This window comes from Bradyrhizobium sp. cf659, from assembly GCF_900113725.1.
Classification (GTDB): Bacteria; Pseudomonadota; Alphaproteobacteria; order Rhizobiales; family Xanthobacteraceae; genus Bradyrhizobium.
This window is the reverse complement of the sequence record NZ_FOQJ01000002.1, coordinates 451,264-467,705: the sequence shown is the minus strand read 5'-3', so window position 1 is coordinate 467,705 and position 16,442 is coordinate 451,264. Positions and strand designations below refer to the sequence as shown.

The window sequence follows — 16,442 nt, the reverse complement described above, 5'->3', positions numbered from 1 at the left end:
TGGCACCAGAGGAGTTACACAAGCGCATGCTCACCCCAGCGCCTTCAATTCGCCGGGCAGTGCATACGCCCATTGCGTGATGTTGCCGGCGCCAAGGCACACGACGAGATCGCCCGATGTCGCGAGCCCCTTGACGATGCCCGCGAGCTCCGGCGCCGCCGGCAGCGGGACCACCTCGCGGTGGCCATGGGCGCGCAGGCCGGCGACGAAATGATCGCGGTCGATGCCTTCGATCGGCGCTTCGCCGGCGGCATAGACATCGGCCACGATCACCGCGTCCGCATCGTTGAAGCAGGTGCAGAATTCCTCGAACAGCGATTGCAGGCGGGTATAGCGATGCGGCTGCACCACCGCGACGATCTTGCCGTTGGTGGATTCCCGCGCCGCCTTCAGCACTGCCGCGATCTCCACGGGATGATGGCCATAATCATCGATGACGGTGACGCCGTTCCACTCGCCGGTCTTGGTGAAGCGGCGCTTGACGCCGCCGAAGCCGGCGATCGCCCTGCGGATCGCATCGTCCATAACGCCGAGCTCGCGTGCGACGGCAATTGCGGCCGTCGCATTCGAGGCGTTGTGCCGGCCCGGCATCGGCAGCATGAGATCGGCGATCTCGTGCACGGCGCCGGTCTTGCGATCGCGGAACGCGACCTTGAATTTCGATCCGCCGCCCATCGGGGTGAGATCGACCAGTCGCGCATCGGCCTGCGGATTCTCGCCATAGGTGATGATGCGGCGATCCTCGATCTTGCCGACGAGACTTTGCACCACGGGATGATCGATGCACATCACGGCAAAGCCGTAGAACGGCAGGTTCTCCACGAAATGGCGGAAGGCGTCCTGCACCGCCTCGAAGGTCTTGAAGTGATCGAGATGCTCGGGGTCGACATTGGTGACGATCGCGACATCGGTCGGCAGTTTCAGGAATGTGCCGTCGCTCTCGTCGGCTTCCACCACCATCCAGTCGCCGGCGCCGAGACGTGCGTTGGAGCCGTAGGCGTTGATGATGCCGCCGTTGATCACGGTGGGATCGAGCCCGCCGGCATCGAGCAGCGTTGCAACCATCGTCGTCGTGGTGGTCTTGCCATGGGTGCCGGCGATCGCGACGCAGCTCTTCAGCCGCATCAGCTCGGCCAGCATCTCGGCGCGGCGCACCACGGGAATGCGCCGTTCGCGCGCCGCCATCAATTCCGGATTGTCGCGCTTGATCGCGGTGGACACGACGACGACCTCGGCGCCGTCGACATTCTCCGCCTTGTGGCCGACCGAGACCTTGGCGCCCTTCTTGCGCAGACGGTCGAGATTGTAATTGTCGGAGGCGTCCGAGCCCTGCACGGCGTAGCCGAGATTGACCAGCACCTCGGCGATCCCGCTCATGCCGATCCCGCCGATCCCGACGAAGTGGATGGGTCCGATCTCGCGCGGCAGTCTCATGCTCTATCCCGTCGTTCCGTCGTCCTGCCCGGGCTTGTCCCGGGCATCCACGAATCCCAGTGTCTTTCTTGCAAGACGTGGATGCGTAGGCACTCGGTATACCGAGTGCCGTCTCTTTTGAAAGTACCAAGTCGGATAAATCCGACTTGGTGTGACAAGCCCGGCATGACGAGTAACATTCAAAAGTCGGCCCTTTTTCGTCATTCCGGGGCGCTCGCAGCGCGAGCGAACCCGGAATCTCGAGATTCCGGATCGGTCCGCTTTGCGGCCCGTCCGGAATGACCAGTGCTAAAGGCCCGCGACCTTGACCACCAGATCGGCCAGCCGCTCGGCGGCATCGAGCCGCCCTGCCCCCTTCGCAGCCGCAGCCATGGCGGCAAGGCGCGCCGGCTCGGCGGCGAAGGCGGAGATTTCGGAAGCCAACCGATCCGAGGTGAACTCGGTCTGCGGAATGCGGATCGCGCCATCGACCTTGGCCAGCACGCCGGCATTGGCGAACTGGTCCTGGTCGATCGAGCCCGGCAGCGGCACCAGGATCGACGGCCGGCCGATGGCGGCGAGCTCGGCGACGGTGCCGGCACCGGAGCGCGACACCACCAGATGGTTGGAGGCGAGCCGCGCCGGCAGATCGGTAAAGAACGGCGCGAGCTCGGCGTTGATCTTGAGCCTGTCGTAGACGGCGCGCACGCGATTCATGTCCTCGTCGCGGACCTGCTGGGTGAGGATGAGCCGGCCCCACAGCGCAGGCTCGAGCCGCTCGATCGCGCCAGGCACGATGTCGGCCATGATACGCGCCCCCTGGCTGCCGCCGACGACGAGCAGGCGCAGCGGGCCGTTCGCCTCGGGCGCAACATATTGCACGGCGGCCGCGGCGAGGATCGCCGGTCGCATTGGCGTGCCGACGGTCGTGGTCTTGCCTGATAGTGCCGGGTCGCGATCGAGCACGCCCGGCAACGACGTCGCGATGGCGCGGACGCGGCTCGACAGAAACCGGTTGGCGCGGCCGAGCACCGCGTTGGCGTCATGGATAATGCCGGGCACGCCGGCGAACTTTGCCGCGACCAGCGGCGGCAACGTCGGATAGCCGCCGAAGCCGACGACGGCGACGGGCTTCAATCGCTTGATCAGGCGATAGGCCGACAGCGTGCCGGCGGCGAGCGTGAGACCGGCATTGGCGAGCTGGAACGGATTGCGGCCGCGCGCAGTCTCGCTCGAGACGACGTCGATCATGTCCTTGCTGAACAGCCCGCTGTAGCGCAGCGCCCGCTCGTCCGTGACGAGACGCACGCGAAAGCCGCGCCGGATCAATTCGACGCCGAGCGCCTCGGCCGGAAACAGATGGCCGCCGGTGCCGCCCGCGGCGAGAAGAATCAGGGGGGAGGTGTCCATGGTGAGGGAGTTTTACAGGGAGTTTTCGGTCATTGCGAGCGCGGCAACAGAGGTGTTCGTGCCCCGGGCGCAGCGCGCTGCTCCTCGCAGCGTGGTGCGCTGCTGAACCGGGGCCTATGCTCGCGGCATTCTGGGTCCCGGCTCTGCGCTCCGCTTCGCTTGTCCGGGACACGATGCCTGTCACGCGTAGCTGCGCATCGCCTCGGCGTGGCCGCTGGCCTCGACCTCGGTGCGCGGGCGCAGCCGCGTCAGCGCCAGCATCATGCCGACGCCATAGGCGAGCGACACGATCGAGGAACCGCCATAGGAGATGAAAGGCAGCGTCATGCCCTTGGCCGGGATGAGCTGGAGGTTGACCGACATGTTGATCGCCGCCTGCACGCCGAACAGGATCGCAAGGCCGGAGGCCGCAAAGCGCGAGAACATGTCCTCATTGGCATAGGCCCGCGACAGCGTGCGGATGACGACGAAGGCGAACAGCGCCAGCATGGCAAGGCACAGGATGATGCCGAACTCTTCCGCCGCGACCGCGAACACGAAGTCGGTATGACTGTCCGGCAGGCTGCGCTTGGCGATGCCCTCGCCCGGTCCGAGCCCGAACCAGCCGCCGTTGTAGAAGGCCTCCATGGCGGTATCGACCTGGAAGGTGTCGCCGGAGGCCGGATTCATGAAGCGCTTGATGCGGCCTGCGACGTGCGGGACGAACAGATAGGCGCTGAACAGCCCGGCGGCGCCGAGGCCGGCGAGCCCGAACACCCAGATCATGCGCATGCCCGCGATGAAGAACAGCGAACCCCACACCATCAGGATCAGCATGGTCTGGCCGAAATCCGGCTCCATCACCAGCAGCGAGACCAGCATCAGGAGCAGCACCAGCGCCATCGAGGTCGCCGGCATCTCCGGCCGTCTGGTCGATTCTGCGAACAGCCAGGCAGCGATGACGACGAAAGATGGCTTTGCGATTTCGGAAGCCTGGATGTTGACGCCGAGCAGCGTGATCCAGCGCCGCGAGCCCTTCACTTCGGGGCCGATCGCGAGCGTCACCGCGATCAGGATGATGCTGACTGCGAAGATGAGCAGCGCGCTTCGCCGGATCGCGCGCGGCGACAGGAAGGAGACGCCGAGCAGCACCAGGCAGGACGGCGCCAGGAACATCACGTGCCGGCTGAAGAAATGGAAGGGATCGAGCCCGATGCGGGTCGCAACCGGGGGGCTCGCCGCCAGCGACAGGATCACGCCGGTCAGCATCAGCGCCAGGATGGCACCCATCAGCGGCTTGTCGACGGTCCACCACCACTCGGAAAAGGGGGTGCGTTCTTCACGGGAGAGCATGGGCGGCCGCTTTCGGACAGAGGTCAGTCCATTGGTCGCCGAGGTTGGTTACCGGGGGGTTAATAGGCCGTTCAAGTTTTGAAGAGTCTCGTGCCCCGGACGCAGCGCAGCGCCCTTGCGGTGCGCTGCAGAGCCGGGGCCCATTGTGGTCCCTGGGTCCCGGCTCGCGCTGCGCGCGTCCGGGACACGAGCGTCACACCACCGGCTTCACACCCGGCAGCGCCTGCACCAGCTCGCGGAACTTGGTGCCGCGGATCTCGAAGTTGCGGTACTGGTCAAAGGAGGCGCAGGCCGGCGAGAGCAGCACGACCGCGTCCGTGAGACCCGAGGCTTCCGCGTCGCGCGCGGCGTGCTCGACGGCGACGTCGAGCGTCTGGCTGATCTCGTGCGCCACCTGCGTGCCCAGCGTGCCGGAAAATTCCTGCGCCGCTTCGCCGATCAGATAGGCCTTGCGGATGCGCGGGAAGTAGCCGGTCAGGCTGGTGATACCGCCCGCCTTGGGCTTGCCGCCGGCGATCCAGAAGATGTCGGCGAAGGACGACAGCGCATGCGCGGTGGCATCCGCGTTGGTGCCCTTGGAGTCGTTGACGAACAGCACGTTGCCACGGCGACCGACCTGCTCCATGCGATGTGCAAGGCCCGGAAAGCTGCGCAGGCCGTTCTGCAAAACATCCTGGCTGATGCCCATCGCGAGCGCGGCGGCGGCCGCGCAGGCCGCGTTCTGCGCGTTGTGCAGGCCGCGGAGCGAGCCGATGCCGCCGAGCTTGGCGACCTCGCTGCGCGCGCCGCCCGCGGTGCGCACGATGGTGCCGTGCTCGACATGGATACCGCTCGCCAGTGGATTCTTGACGGAGATGCGCACCACGTTCTTGCCGGCGCGATCGAGCCGGTCGGCGATGTCGCGGCAAAAACCGTCGTCGACGCCGACGATCGAGGTGCCGCCTGCCTGCACGCTCGCAACGAGACGCTCCTTCACCGCGGCATAGTGCGCGATGGTGCCGTGACGATCGATGTGGTCTTCGCTGACATTGAGCAAAATGCCGACGGAGGGATCGAGCGAGGGCGTGAGGTCGATCTGGTAGGACGACATCTCGATGACGTGGACGCGACCCGTGCGCGGCGGCTCCAGCGACAGGATCGCGGTGCCGATATTGCCGCCCATCTGGGTGTCGTAACCGGCGACTTTGGTGAGATGCGCGATCAGCGCCGTCGTGGTCGACTTGCCGTTGGTGCCGGTGATGGCGACGAACGGCGCATCCGGTGCGTGGCGCCGCCGCTCGCGGCAGAACAGCTCGATGTCGCCGATCACCTCAACGCCCGCCTCGCGCGCCTTCAGCACGCTCCAATGCGGCACGGGATGGGTCAGCGGCACGCCGGGCGCAAGCACCAGCGCTGCGAAATTCGTCCAGGAGACGTTGCGCAAATCCGCGGTGATGAAGCCGGCCTGCGCGGCCTTGGCGACGTTCTCGGCGTTGTCGTCGGCGGCGATCACTTCGGCGCCACCGGCTTTCAGCGCGTGGCAGGACGCGAGCCCCGAGCCGCCGAGGCCGAATACCGCGACTGTCTTGCCGGCGAAGGACGTAACCGGGATCATGATTGGGTCCCTGTCATTCCGGGGCTCGCGAAGCGAGAACTATGGTGCGCAATTGCGCACCTGAGAATCTCGAGATTCCGGGTTCTCGCTTCGCGAGCCCCGGAATGACAGCAAGATTGAATCACCGCGACCATAATCACCGCAGCTTCAGCGTCGACAGGCCGGCGAGCGCCAGCATCACCGAGATGATCCAGAATCGGATCACGATCTGCGGCTCGGTCCAGCCGAGCTGTTCGAAATGGTGGTGGATCGGCGCCATGCGGAAGATGCGTTTTCCGGTGAGCTTGAACGACACCACCTGCACGATGACGGAGACCGCTTCCAGCACGAACAGGCCGCCGATCACCGCGAGCACGATCTCGTGCTTCACCGCGACCGCGATGGCGCCCAGCATGCCGCCGAGCGCGAGCGAGCCGGTGTCGCCCATGAAGATCGAGGCCGGCGGGGCGTTGAACCAGAGGAAGCCGAGACCGGCGCCCAGCAGCGCGCCGCAGAGCACCGCGAGCTCGCCGGTGCCGGCGACATATTTGATCTGGAGATAGTCGGCGAACACGGCGTTGCCGGCGAGATAGGCGATCATCGCAAAGCTCGCGGTCGCGATCATCACGGGCACGATGGCGAGGCCGTCGAGACCATCGGTGAGGTTCACCGCATTGCCGGCGCCGACGATGACGAAGGCGCCGAACACGACGAAGAACCAGCCGAAATGCAGCACGGTGTCCTTGAGGAAGGGAATGGTCAGCGCGGTCGACGCGGGATCGCGGTTCAGCCGCACCAGCGCGTAGCAGGCCACCAGCGCGATGGCCGCCTCGATCAGCAGGCGAAGCTTGCTGCCGAACCCGGTCGTGGTCTGCTTGGTCACCTTGAGGTAGTCGTCATAGAAGCCGACGAAGCCGAAACCGAGCGTCACCGCCAGCACGATCCAGACATAGGGATTGAGCGGGTTGGCCCACAGCACCGTGCCGACCGTGAGGCCGGACAGGATCATCAGCCCGCCCATGGTGGGCGTGCCCTTCTTGGCGAGATGCGATTGCGGGCCATCGGTCCGGATCGGCTGGCCCTTGCCCTGGCGGATGCGCAAATGATCGATGATCCAGGGGCCGAACAGGAACACGAACAGCGCGCCCGTGACGACGGCGCCACCGGTGCGGAAGGTGATGTAGCGGAAGACGTTCAGGAAGGTGCGAAAGGCACCGAAGCCCGGAAATGTGTTGGAGAGCTCGATCAGCCAGTAAAACATTCAGTCGGTCCTATGGCGCCTTCGCACGGGCCTTGGTTTTGATCCTGGCCTCAGCGTGCCTCACGCGCATTCGCTGGTCTTCATCATGGGGTCGGGCGACCTCTGGGAAAGCGCTTCGCGCCGCAAAGGGTGGGATTCGGGAACAGCGCCTTCCAAGCAGTTTACGCCTTTGCCTGCAAGGCGGCCACTAGGCCCGGCACAAACTTGTTGACCCAGAACATCTTCTTGCTGCCCTTGACAACCACGACATCGCCTGCCCTCAGCAGGCTTGCGACCTCGTCCGGCTTCAGCGTGGCGGGATCGTCGTGCCAGCCCAGGCCCTTGCCGGCCGGCAGCACGTCGTAGAGGTGGCGCATCAGCGGCCCGACGCAATAGACGCCATCGATGCCTTCGAGATGCTTGGTGAGGCCGGTGTGGTAGCTTGGCGCGTCATCGCCCAGTTCCAGCATATCGCCGAGCACCGCAATGCGGCGGCCGCCGGTCACATTGCGCGCCTGGAGGCTTTGCAGCGCAGCAGCCACGCTGGCGGGATTGCCGTTGAAGCTGTCGTCGATCACGGTGACGCCGCCGACCGCCTGCTCGACGCCGCGGCCGGTCATGATGCCGACCCGATCGAGCTTGATCGCGAGCGTCGCGGCATCGAGGTTCGCCGCGCGGATCGAAGCGAGCGCGGCGAGCGCATTCTGCACGCGGTGCGGCGCGCCCGGCGTCAGGCTGAAGGCGATCTGCTTCTTGCCGATCATCGCCACGACCTGCCAGCTCTCGCCATGCGGCGCGTGCGTGACCTCGTGCACCTCGGCATGCTCGCCGAAGCGCACCACCTTGCCCTTCCATTCGGACGCCTTGAGCCCGGCGGGCAGCACCAGCACGCCATGCTCCGGCAGGCCGAGCGCGATCGAGACCTTCTCGCGCCTGATGGCCTCGAGCGAGCCGAGCTTTTCCAGATGCACCGGCTGGACGTTGACGACGAGCGCGACGGTCGGCCGCGTCAACTCGCTGAGCCGCGCGATCTCGCCTGTCTGGTTCATGCCCATCTCGACGACCCAGAGGCTGGCATCAGGCCGCGCATTGCACAGCGTCAGCGGCACACCCCAGAAATTGTTGAAGCTCGACGGGCTGGCATAGGCGTTCGGATAGGCTGCCAGAAATTCCTTGGTGCTGGTCTTGCCGGCGCTGCCGGTGAGCCCGATCACGGGTCCGTTGAAGCGCGCGCGTGCGGCGCGCGCGAGACCCCAGAGGCCGTCGATCAGCGTGTCCTTCACGACGATCTGCGGGATGCGGATGCCCGCGATCTCGTGCGGCACGATCATCGCGACCGCGCCCGAGGCTTCCGCCTTGTCGGCGAATTCCCAGCCGTCGCGCGCGCTGGCGAAGGCCGAGATGAAGCCGCCGCTCGGCGTGCCGCTGAGCGCGACGAACAGGCTGCCCAGTTTCACCAGGCGGCTGTCCTGCGTCACGAAGTCGATCGGGGTGTCCGGGAATGATCCGGCAACGCCCAGCGCGCGCGCCACCTCCGCAACCGTCCATATTGGCGCGCTCATGCAACCCTCGACGCTAGTGCGGCGGCAACCGCCTCGTGATCACTGAAGGGCAGCACCTCGCCGCCGACGATCTGCCCGGTCTCGTGGCCCTTGCCGGCGATGAGTAGCGCATCGCCCTCTTCCAGCTCCTCGATCGCGGCGCGGATCGCCGCGGCACGGTCGCCGATCTCGCGGGCGCCCTTCGCGGTGGCGAGGATCGCGGCGCGGATCGCTTCGGGTTGCTCGCTGCGCGGATTGTCGTCGGTGATGATGACGCCGTCGGCATTGTCCGCGGCGATCTCGCCCATGATCGGACGCTTGCCGGCATCGCGGTCGCCGCCGGCGCCGAACACGACGACCAGCCTGCGCTTCGCGTAAGGCCGCAGCGCCTGCAGCGCCTTCGCCAGCGCGTCGGGCTTGTGCGCATAGTCGACGAAGATCGGCGCGCCATTGCGCTCGCCGACGCGCTCGAGCCGGCCCTTGGCGCCTTCGAGATGTTCGAGGCTCGCGAACACGTTTGCCGCATCGCTGCCGGTGCCGATGGCGAGGCCGGCCGACACCAGCGCATTCTCGATCTGGAATTCACCGACCAGCGGCAGCCGGATTGCGTATCGCTTGCCGCGATGCTCGACCGTGAGCTTTTGCGCAAAGCCCGCGACCGCGGCCTCGGTGAGACGAATGCCCTCGCCTGCCCCGTCGCCATGACGGCCGACCGCCATCACGCGCAGGCCGCGCGCCTTCGCCGCATCGATTGCTTCGGCCGAGCAATCATGATCGGCCGAAATCACGGCCGCTCCACCAGGCGGGACCAGCTCGCGGAACAGCCGGAGCTTCGCCGCAAGATAATGCGCGACGGTCGGATGGTAATCCATGTGATCGCGCGAGAGATTGGTGAAGCCGCCGGCGGAGACGCGCACGCCGTCGAGGCGATATTGGTCGAGCCCGTGCGAGGACGCCTCGAAGGCAAGATGCGTGACGCCCTCGCGCGCGATCTCGTCCAATTGCCGGTGCAGCGCGATCGGGTCGGGCGTGGTCAGCGAGCCGTAGACGGTGCGCTTGGGCGAGACCAGGCCGATGGTGCCGATGCTGGCGGAGGCATGGCCCAGCCGCTCCCAGATCTGGCGCGTGAACGCGGCGACCGAGGTCTTGCCGCTGGTGCCGGTTACCGCGGCGATGGTCGCGGGCTGCGCGGGGAAAAATCTGGCCGCGGCCAGCGCCAGCGAGCGGCGCGGATTGGCCACCGTGATGAACGGCACCTTGCAGACCGCAGGCGCATGATCGCCGACGATCGCCACCGCGCCTGCGGTGACCGCGGCATCGACGAAGCGTGCGCCGTCGGTCTTGCTGCCCGCGAGCGCGAAGAAGAGATCACCCGGCCTGACCACGCGGCTGTCGAGCGCAAGCCCCGTCACTTCGAGCGCCGCGACAACAGGCTCGATTGCGGCGTCATTGCCTAAGAGATCGCGCAGCTTCATGGTCGTCCAGTCGACATGCCGGAAAGCCGAATCGCCGGAAACTCCCGACTCAGCACCGGCGATGGCCTACCCGGTTGATTACTGGGTTGTCCTGGATGCTGCAAGAATAAGGCGCTCGGACGGCGGCAGGTCGAACCGCGGCTCGACGCCCAGAAGCGGCGCGATCCGCTCGATCACCCTGCCGCCGGTCGGCACCGCGTTCCAGCCCGAGGTGATGAAACCCTTCGTTTCAGGGATCGCCTGCGGCTCGTCCAGCATGATCAGGATCTGATATTTCGGATCGTCGCAGGGCATGATCGCGGTGAAGGAGTTGAGCACGCGCTTCTTGGCATAGCGGCCGTTGATGACCTTCTCGGACGTGCCGGTCTTGCCGCCGACATAGTAGCCCTTGACGTCGGCGGTCTTGGCGGTGCCGATTTCGGCGTTGAGCCGCATCAGGAACCGCATCTTGTCGCTGGTGTCCTGCTTGATCACGCGCTTGGCCATCGCCGCCGCTTCCGCTTCGCTGCGCTTCATGAAGGTCGGCGGAATCAAATAGCCGCCGTTCACCAGGGCGTTGATGCCCATCACCGCCTGCAGCGGCGCGACCGACAGGCCCTGGCCGAACGCGGCGGTGACCGTGTTCAGCTCGCTCCAGCGGCGCGGGATCAGCGGAGCTGCGCTCTCCGGCAGCTCGGTGCGCAGCCGCGTCAGCTGGCCCATCTTGGCGAGGAACGCCTTGTGCGCCTCGACGCCCTGGCTGAGCGCGATCCGTGCGGCGCCGATGTTGGACGAGAAGGTGAACACTTCCTTGGTGTTGATGAAGCGTCCGAGCGGATGGCTGTCGTGGATCGTGAACTTGCCGTAGTGCAGGTTTCCGCGCGCATCCCACGACGAGTTCAGATTGATCTTTCCGGAATCGAGCGCCATCGCCAGCGTGAACGCCTTGAAGGTCGAGCCCATCTCGTAGACGCCGGTGGTGAGGCGGTTGATGCGGTCGGGGTCGTGCGCTTCCTTCGGATTGTTCGGGTCGAAATCCGGAAGGGAGACCATCGCCACGATCTCGCCGGTCTTGACGTTGGAGACGATACCGGACGCCGCCTTGGCGTGGAACTTCTCCTTGGCCTTCAGCAGTTCGTCGCGCAGCGCGTGCTCGACGCGCAGATCGACCGAGAGCTCGATCGGCTTTTGCAAGCGGTCGGTGGCAAAGCCCGCACGGTGGAGATCGGCGAGCCCTTGGTTGTCGAGCCACTTCTCCATGCCGGCGATGCCCTGGTTGTCGATATTGACGAGACCGATGAGGTGGGCGACCTCGTTGCCGGTCGGATAGACGCGCTTGTTCTCGCGCAGGAAGCCGATGCCGGGAATGCCGAGCTTGTGGATGTCCTGCTGCTGCTTCGGCGTGATCTCGCGCTTGAGCCAGACGAAGCCTTTGCGTGTCTTCAGGCGCTCGCGCACCTCGGCCTCGTCGAGGTCGGGCACGGTGGCGGTCAGAAGCTCGATCGCCTCGTCCTTGTCGATGATGCGGCGCGGCTCGCCGAACAGGCTCGCCGCCTTGACGTCGGTCGCCAGGATGGCGCCGTTGCGGTCGACGATGTCGGGCCGCGCGGTGGCAACCACCTCCTGCGACGCCGCACGGCGCGCACTGTGGGCGTCGGCACCGATCGCGAACATCACGAGCCGGCCACCGATCAGGACGTAGACCGAGGTGAAGGCGAGCATCGCAAGTCCGACGCGCGCGCGCGCCTTCGCGGCGCGGTCGACATTGCGCCCGTAGAGCAGGCTGCGGATCAGCCGCTGCCGCCAGGGTTCAGTGGGTTTTGCAGGCGTCGCCGGGCTCATTGCTTGTCCTCGATCTGAGGCACGGAGCCCGTCACGGTATCGGGATCGCTCGCGGCTTCGATGGTATTGAGCATGGCCCCGATCGGGTCGGGCTCGCCGGGCCTGAACATCCGCGGCGGACGCTCGGGCAGGTTCTTCAGCGAGTCATATTGCGTGCCGTTGACCGGCTTGAGCGGCAGGTGCCGCTCGGACAGGCCCTGCAGGCGCAAGGGCGCATCGAGCTTGGCCCATTCGGAGCGGAGCGAGGCGATCGCATCGCGCTGCTCGCGGATCTCCGCATGCAGCCGCAGCACTTTCTCCGTGCGCGCGGTGGAGTCCATCTTGATCCGGTAGACATGGGCCGCAGCGAAGATCAGCGCGCCGATGACGAGGAGGTGAATGAAGCGCATGCGCTAGCCTCCCCTCAGCACGTCGGAGAGTCTTGGCCAGGACGAGGACTCGTCGTCCTTGTGCGCCGGCGCCGAGGTGCGCTCCGCGGCGCGCAGCTTTGCCGAACGCGCGCGGGGGTTATGCGCAACTTCGTCCGCACCGGCGACGACAGGCCGCCGCGTCAGGAGCTGAAAGCTCGGCGCGGTTTGCGCGACTTCCGGCAGGTGCCGCGAGCCGCCGCCGGTCTTGGACCGCTCGGCGAGGAAATTCTTGACGATACGGTCTTCCAGCGAATGGAACGAGACCACCACGAGGCGACCGCCGGGCTTGAGCACGCGCTCGGCCGCGGCGAGCGCGGTCTGGAGTTCCTCGAGCTCCTCGTTGACGAAGATGCGCAGGGCCTGGAACGTCCGCGTCGCGGGATGAATGTCGCCGGGCTTGGAGCGAACCACCCTGCCGACGAGGTCTGCGAGCGCACGCGTGGTCGTGAACGGCGTCTCCTGCCGGTCCGCGACGATGGCGCGGGCGATGCGGCGCGAATGCCGCTCCTCGCCGAAGAGATAGATGATGTCGGCGAGATCGCCTTCCGAGGCGCGCGCGACGACGTCGGCTGCCGTCGGTCCCGTCTGCCCCATCCGCATGTCGAGCGGACCGTCGAGGCGGAAGGAGAAGCCGCGGCCGGCCTGGTCGAGCTGCATCGAGGACACCCCGACGTCCATCACGACGCCGTCCACGGCTTCGACGCCTTGCGCCGCGCAGACGTCGGCGAGATTGGAGAACCGGTCCTCGACCAGTGTCAGCCTACCGGCAGAGCGCTCGACCAGCTCGGCGCCGCCTGCGATGGCGGTGCGGTCGCGGTCGATCGCGATCAGTCGGGTTCCCGGCACGTCGAGGATGGCGCGGCTGTAGCCGCCGGCGCCGAAGGTGGCGTCGACATAGATCCCGCCCTCGCGCGGCGCGAGATGATCGATGGCCTCGCGGCCGAGCACGGGAATGTGAGGAGCGGAGCTCATGCGCCACGCCTGCCGAACAACCAAGCCAGATCCGGGGCGAGCCAGCCCATAACGCCTCGAATGATTCCGCGTCGCGGCGGTTCCACGACCCAACCCTTGTCCAGCATGGTTACCGAGCCCGGTCGTCCCGGGCCGCCAACCCAGTGTTCCCAGTGGAATTTGTCGGGCAGCCATGGGATTTCGAGCCAAAATACGCTTTGGCCGCCTCCGGACGCGGGTCGGCTCTTCATCCCTCAGTAACGGCCCTTAGCGTTAAGAAAGCGTTGATCGGCCCGTTACAAGTCGAAAAGGTAAGGCGGCGGTGATGCCTCATCCACACACCCGGCCAAAATGCATCCGTTAACCGCGACGCGCGATTGCGCACGGCGGAGGGTAAAGGAATAGTAAAGAGAAGAGCTTGGCCCACTCTCCTGTTCCGACTTGAGCTGTTTATGTCGTCCGGTTCGTCCATGCCGTCTGGATCTGATTCGAAGCGTCAACGCGTTCTCCCGGTTCCCAAGGCCGCGGCGAACATGCGGACGTTCGAGCCGGATTCCTCGATCGTCTCCGACATCATCCCCTCGCCGAACCATGGCGAACGCGCCAAGGGACGGCAGCCGGACATGATCGTGCTGCACTACACCGGCATGCCCGATGTCGAGGGCGCGCTGGCGCGGCTGTGCACGGCGGGGACGGAAGTGTCGGCGCATTACGTCGTGCTCGAGGACGGCCGCATCGTGCAATGCGTGCCCGAGACGAGGCGCGCCTGGCACGCCGGCGTCTCGTCCTGGGCCGGCGAGGACGACGTCAACTCCTGCTCGATCGGCATCGAGATCGTCAATCGCGGCCACGACTGGGGCTATCCGGAGTTTCCGCTGCGCCAGATCGCCGCCGTGATCGCGCTGTGCCGCGGCATCATGCTCCGCCGCAAGGTGGCGGCGCACCGCGTGCTCGGCCATTCCGACGTTGCGCCCGCGCGCAAGAAGGATCCGGGCGAGAAATTTCCGTGGCATTCGCTGGCCAATTCCGGCGTCGGCCACTGGGTCACGCCCACGCCCGTCGTGCGCGGCGAGAGCCTGATGCTCGGCACCATCAGCGACGAGGTGCTGAGCCTGCAGCAGGCGCTCGCGCGATACGGTTACGGCGTGCCGCTGACCGGCAAATACGACGCCGCGACCATGGAAGTCGTCACCGCCTTCCAGCGCCATTTCCGCCCGGCGCGGCTCGATGGGGTTGCGGATCATTCCACGCTGTCGACGTTGCAGGCGCTGCTGGCGAGCCTGCCGGACGGAACGGCGGTCGCGTCGAAATAGCAGCCGTCTTCGCGAACGCAGCCTCTTGCTCCGTCATGCCCGGGCTTGTCCTGGGCATCCACGTCTTTCTCTGATCGCGGTAACGCGTGGATGGCCGGGACAAGCCCGGCCATGACGAAACTCAGTCCATCTCCCTCACTCGCCGCGCATAGAGCCGCCGCAGTGGCTCGAGCTGCGTCGCCGCCGTCGCCGCAACATATGCCTCGCGCGCCTCGTCCTTGCGCCCCAGCCGCCGCAACAGATCCGCGCGCACGGCGGGCAACAGCTCATAGCCGTCGAGCCCGCCGCGTGCGGTGATCGCATCGACGAGATCGAGCGCGCGCGCCGGGCCGTCGACCATCGAGATGGCGGCGGCGTGGTTGAGCTCGATCACCGGCGAAGGATTGATCCGCAGCAACACCTCGTAGAGCCCGGCGATCTGCGGCCAGTCGGTCTCTTCAAAGCTCGGCGCGCGCGCATGCAGCGCGGCGATCGCGGCCTGCACCGCATAGGGTTGCGGCCGGCCGGGCGTGCGCAGTGCGTCGTCGACGAGATGCAGACCTTCCTCGATCTGCGCGCGATCCCAGAGCGTGCGGTCCTGCTCTTCCAGCAGCACGATGTCGCCGGCCGACGTCTCGCGTCCGGCGCGGCGCGCGTCGTGCAGCAGCATCAAGGCCAGCAGCCCCTTGATCCCGGCCCGGTCAGGCATCAGCCGGTCGAGCAAGCGGCCGAGCCTGATGGCCTCGACCGCGAGATCCGGCCGCATCAGGTCTGCGCCCGAGGTTGCGACATAGCCTTCGGTGAAGACGAGGTAGATGACGGCGAGCACGCCATCGAGCCGCGGCGCCAGCGCGTCGCGTTCGGGCACCTCATAGGGAATGCCGGCGAGCCTGATCTTCTGCTTGGCGCGGACCAGCCGCTGCGCCATCGCCTCCTCACCGACGAGGAAGGCGCGCGCGACCTGCGCAGTGGAGAGCCCGCAGACGGTGCGCAGCGTCAGCGCGACCTGGACCTCGGGCGCAAATGCGGGATGGCAGCAGGTGAAGATCAATCGCAGCATGTCGTCGTCGAGCACCGCCGGCGGCTCGTCCGGCGCCTGCGCGTTCAGCTCGAGCTCGTGCACCAGCGCCTGCTGCTTGCCGCGGAAGACGGCCTGGCGGCGGATGCGGTCGATCGCCCTGTTGCGACCGACATTGACCAGCCAGGCGCGCGGATTGTCCGGCGCCTCGCACGCCGGCCAGCGCTTGAGCGCAACGGCAAAGGCGTCCTGGAGCGCGTCCTCGGCGAGATCGAAATCGCCGACGAGGCGGATCAGCGTGGCCAGCGCCCGCCCCGCCTCGTCGCGAAAGATTTTTTCGATTTCGCTGGGGGTCATCGAATGATGCTTTACACGTCATTCCGGGGCGTGCGCAGCACGAACCCGGAATCCCGAGGTTCCCAGGTGCGCAATTGCGCACCATGGTTCGGCCCTTCGGGCCGCCCCGGAACGACGGTGCTCACTTGTCGTAGACCCAGATCGGCCGCACCTCGATCGAGCCGATGCGCGCGCTGGGAATCCGCGCCGCGATCTCGATCGCCGCATTGAGATCCTTGGCCTCGACCAGATAGTAGCCGCCGAGCTGCTCGCGCGTCTCCGCAAACGGGCCGTCGGTCGTCAGGGTCTTGCCCTCGCGCACCCGCACGGTGGTCGCGGTCGTGGTCGGCCGCAAACGATCGCCGGCCTTGAAATTGCCGCTCTGGATGATGCCTTGCGTGAAGGCCTGGTATTCGGCCAGCATCTTCTGGCTGGTTGCCGCGTCGTTCTTCGCGTACTCGACCTCGTTCTGGTGGATCATCAGCAGATATTGCATCGCTCAACTCCTGTTGTTCGGGGGATCACCGACATCCAGTCGAACGGGGCCCACATCAAACGACATCTTCAGGATAAATTATTTGCAGATCGCGTGCGCGACGATCTCGACTTGACGAAACCGTCACAAATGCC

General features: G+C 66.5%; 13 protein-coding genes. 1 reads left to right on the top strand and 12 read right to left on the bottom strand.

The genetic code is table 11. The features are described from left to right. Positions 1 to 30: 30 nt before the first annotated feature. From murC to rsmH, 10 genes are all read right to left on the bottom strand, one after another. The gene (gene murC, locus BM118_RS11350; RefSeq protein WP_092185207.1) at positions 31 to 1,434 is read right to left on the bottom strand and encodes a UDP-N-acetylmuramate--L-alanine ligase; all 1,404 of its coding nucleotides are present in this window, start codon (positions 1,432 to 1,434) and stop codon (positions 31 to 33) included. A 288-nt stretch (positions 1,435 to 1,722) separates the two neighbouring features. Next, positions 1,723 to 2,823, bottom strand: a complete 1,101-nt coding sequence (murG, locus tag BM118_RS11345) for an undecaprenyldiphospho-muramoylpentapeptide beta-N-acetylglucosaminyltransferase (RefSeq protein ID WP_092185206.1) — start codon at positions 2,821 to 2,823, stop codon at positions 1,723 to 1,725. A 180-nt stretch (positions 2,824 to 3,003) separates the two neighbouring features. After that, a complete protein-coding gene (gene ftsW / locus BM118_RS11340; RefSeq protein ID WP_028176246.1) occupies positions 3,004 to 4,155 on the bottom strand; it encodes a putative lipid II flippase FtsW in 1,152 nt (383 codons plus the stop codon). Between the two features lie 193 nt (positions 4,156 to 4,348). Further along, positions 4,349 to 5,749, bottom strand: coding sequence for a UDP-N-acetylmuramoyl-L-alanine--D-glutamate ligase (murD, locus tag BM118_RS11335; RefSeq protein ID WP_092185205.1), 1,401 nt, complete (start codon positions 5,747 to 5,749; stop codon positions 4,349 to 4,351). A 136-nt stretch (positions 5,750 to 5,885) separates the two neighbouring features. Then, positions 5,886 to 6,989, bottom strand: a complete 1,104-nt coding sequence (gene mraY, locus BM118_RS11330; protein ID WP_011089345.1) for a phospho-N-acetylmuramoyl-pentapeptide-transferase — start codon at positions 6,987 to 6,989, stop codon at positions 5,886 to 5,888. A 161-nt stretch (positions 6,990 to 7,150) separates the two neighbouring features. Continuing rightward, entirely contained in the window at positions 7,151 to 8,530 is a 1,380-nt protein-coding gene (locus tag BM118_RS11325; RefSeq protein WP_092185204.1) for a UDP-N-acetylmuramoyl-tripeptide--D-alanyl-D-alanine ligase, read from the bottom strand. Then, the gene (locus tag BM118_RS11320) at positions 8,527 to 9,984 is read right to left on the bottom strand and encodes a UDP-N-acetylmuramoyl-L-alanyl-D-glutamate--2,6-diaminopimelate ligase (protein WP_092185203.1); all 1,458 of its coding nucleotides are present in this window, start codon (positions 9,982 to 9,984) and stop codon (positions 8,527 to 8,529) included. Before BM118_RS11320 ends, BM118_RS11325 begins: the two co-directional genes overlap by 4 nt. 78 nt (positions 9,985 to 10,062) lie before the next feature. Beyond that, positions 10,063 to 11,805, bottom strand: coding sequence for a peptidoglycan D,D-transpeptidase FtsI family protein (locus BM118_RS11315; RefSeq protein ID WP_092185202.1), 1,743 nt, complete (start codon positions 11,803 to 11,805; stop codon positions 10,063 to 10,065). Then, positions 11,802 to 12,194, bottom strand: a complete 393-nt coding sequence (gene ftsL / locus BM118_RS11310) for a cell division protein FtsL (RefSeq protein WP_092185201.1) — start codon at positions 12,192 to 12,194, stop codon at positions 11,802 to 11,804. The genes BM118_RS11315 and ftsL overlap by 4 nt, the downstream gene beginning before the upstream one ends. A gap of 3 nt (positions 12,195 to 12,197) precedes the next feature. Beyond that, positions 12,198 to 13,187 (bottom strand): 16S rRNA (cytosine(1402)-N(4))-methyltransferase RsmH, encoded by a 990-nt coding sequence (rsmH, locus tag BM118_RS11305; RefSeq protein WP_177234208.1) that lies wholly within the window; start codon positions 13,185 to 13,187, stop codon positions 12,198 to 12,200. A gap of 512 nt (positions 13,188 to 13,699) precedes the next feature. Here rsmH and BM118_RS11300 point away from each other — a divergent pair. After that, positions 13,700 to 14,479 carry an N-acetylmuramoyl-L-alanine amidase gene (locus BM118_RS11300; protein WP_092185196.1) on the top strand — a complete coding sequence of 260 codons (780 nt, stop codon included), beginning with the start codon at positions 13,700 to 13,702 and terminating at the stop codon, positions 14,477 to 14,479. A gap of 121 nt (positions 14,480 to 14,600) precedes the next feature. Here BM118_RS11300 and BM118_RS11295 read toward each other — a convergent pair whose 3' ends face one another. Together BM118_RS11295 and BM118_RS11290 are read right to left on the bottom strand one after the other, a co-directional pair. Further along, positions 14,601 to 15,833, bottom strand: coding sequence for an RNA polymerase sigma factor (locus BM118_RS11295; RefSeq protein ID WP_092185195.1), 1,233 nt, complete (start codon positions 15,831 to 15,833; stop codon positions 14,601 to 14,603). Positions 15,834 to 15,954: 121 nt separating this feature from the next. Beyond that, positions 15,955 to 16,308 (bottom strand): YciI family protein, encoded by a 354-nt coding sequence (locus tag BM118_RS11290; protein WP_092185194.1) that lies wholly within the window; start codon positions 16,306 to 16,308, stop codon positions 15,955 to 15,957. Between the last annotated feature and the right edge of the window lie 134 nt (positions 16,309 to 16,442).

Bases quoted from the DNA above. Each gene is read 5' to 3' on its own strand.
- rsmH (WP_177234208.1), bottom strand. From the start codon at position 13,187: ATGAGCTCCGCTCCTCACATTCCCGTGCTCGGCCGCGAGGCCATCGAT.
- murC (WP_092185207.1), bottom strand. From the start codon at position 1,434: ATGAGACTGCCGCGCGAGATCGGACCCATCCACTTCGTCGGGATCGGC.
- murG (WP_092185206.1), bottom strand. From the start codon at position 2,823: ATGGACACCTCCCCCCTGATTCTTCTCGCCGCGGGCGGCACCGGCGGC.
- BM118_RS11290 (WP_092185194.1), bottom strand. From the start codon at position 16,308: ATGCAATATCTGCTGATGATCCACCAGAACGAGGTCGAGTACGCGAAG.
- BM118_RS11295 (WP_092185195.1), bottom strand. From the start codon at position 15,833: ATGACCCCCAGCGAAATCGAAAAAATCTTTCGCGACGAGGCGGGGCGG.
- BM118_RS11325 (WP_092185204.1), bottom strand. From the start codon at position 8,530: ATGAGCGCGCCAATATGGACGGTTGCGGAGGTGGCGCGCGCGCTGGGC.
- ftsL (WP_092185201.1), bottom strand. From the start codon at position 12,194: ATGCGCTTCATTCACCTCCTCGTCATCGGCGCGCTGATCTTCGCTGCG.
- BM118_RS11300 (WP_092185196.1), top strand. From the start codon at position 13,700: ATGCGGACGTTCGAGCCGGATTCCTCGATCGTCTCCGACATCATCCCC.
- BM118_RS11315 (WP_092185202.1), bottom strand. From the start codon at position 11,805: ATGAGCCCGGCGACGCCTGCAAAACCCACTGAACCCTGGCGGCAGCGG.
- ftsW (WP_028176246.1), bottom strand. From the start codon at position 4,155: ATGCTCTCCCGTGAAGAACGCACCCCCTTTTCCGAGTGGTGGTGGACC.
- murD (WP_092185205.1), bottom strand. From the start codon at position 5,749: ATGATCCCGGTTACGTCCTTCGCCGGCAAGACAGTCGCGGTATTCGGC.
- BM118_RS11320 (WP_092185203.1), bottom strand. From the start codon at position 9,984: ATGAAGCTGCGCGATCTCTTAGGCAATGACGCCGCAATCGAGCCTGTT.
- mraY (WP_011089345.1), bottom strand. From the start codon at position 6,989: ATGTTTTACTGGCTGATCGAGCTCTCCAACACATTTCCGGGCTTCGGT.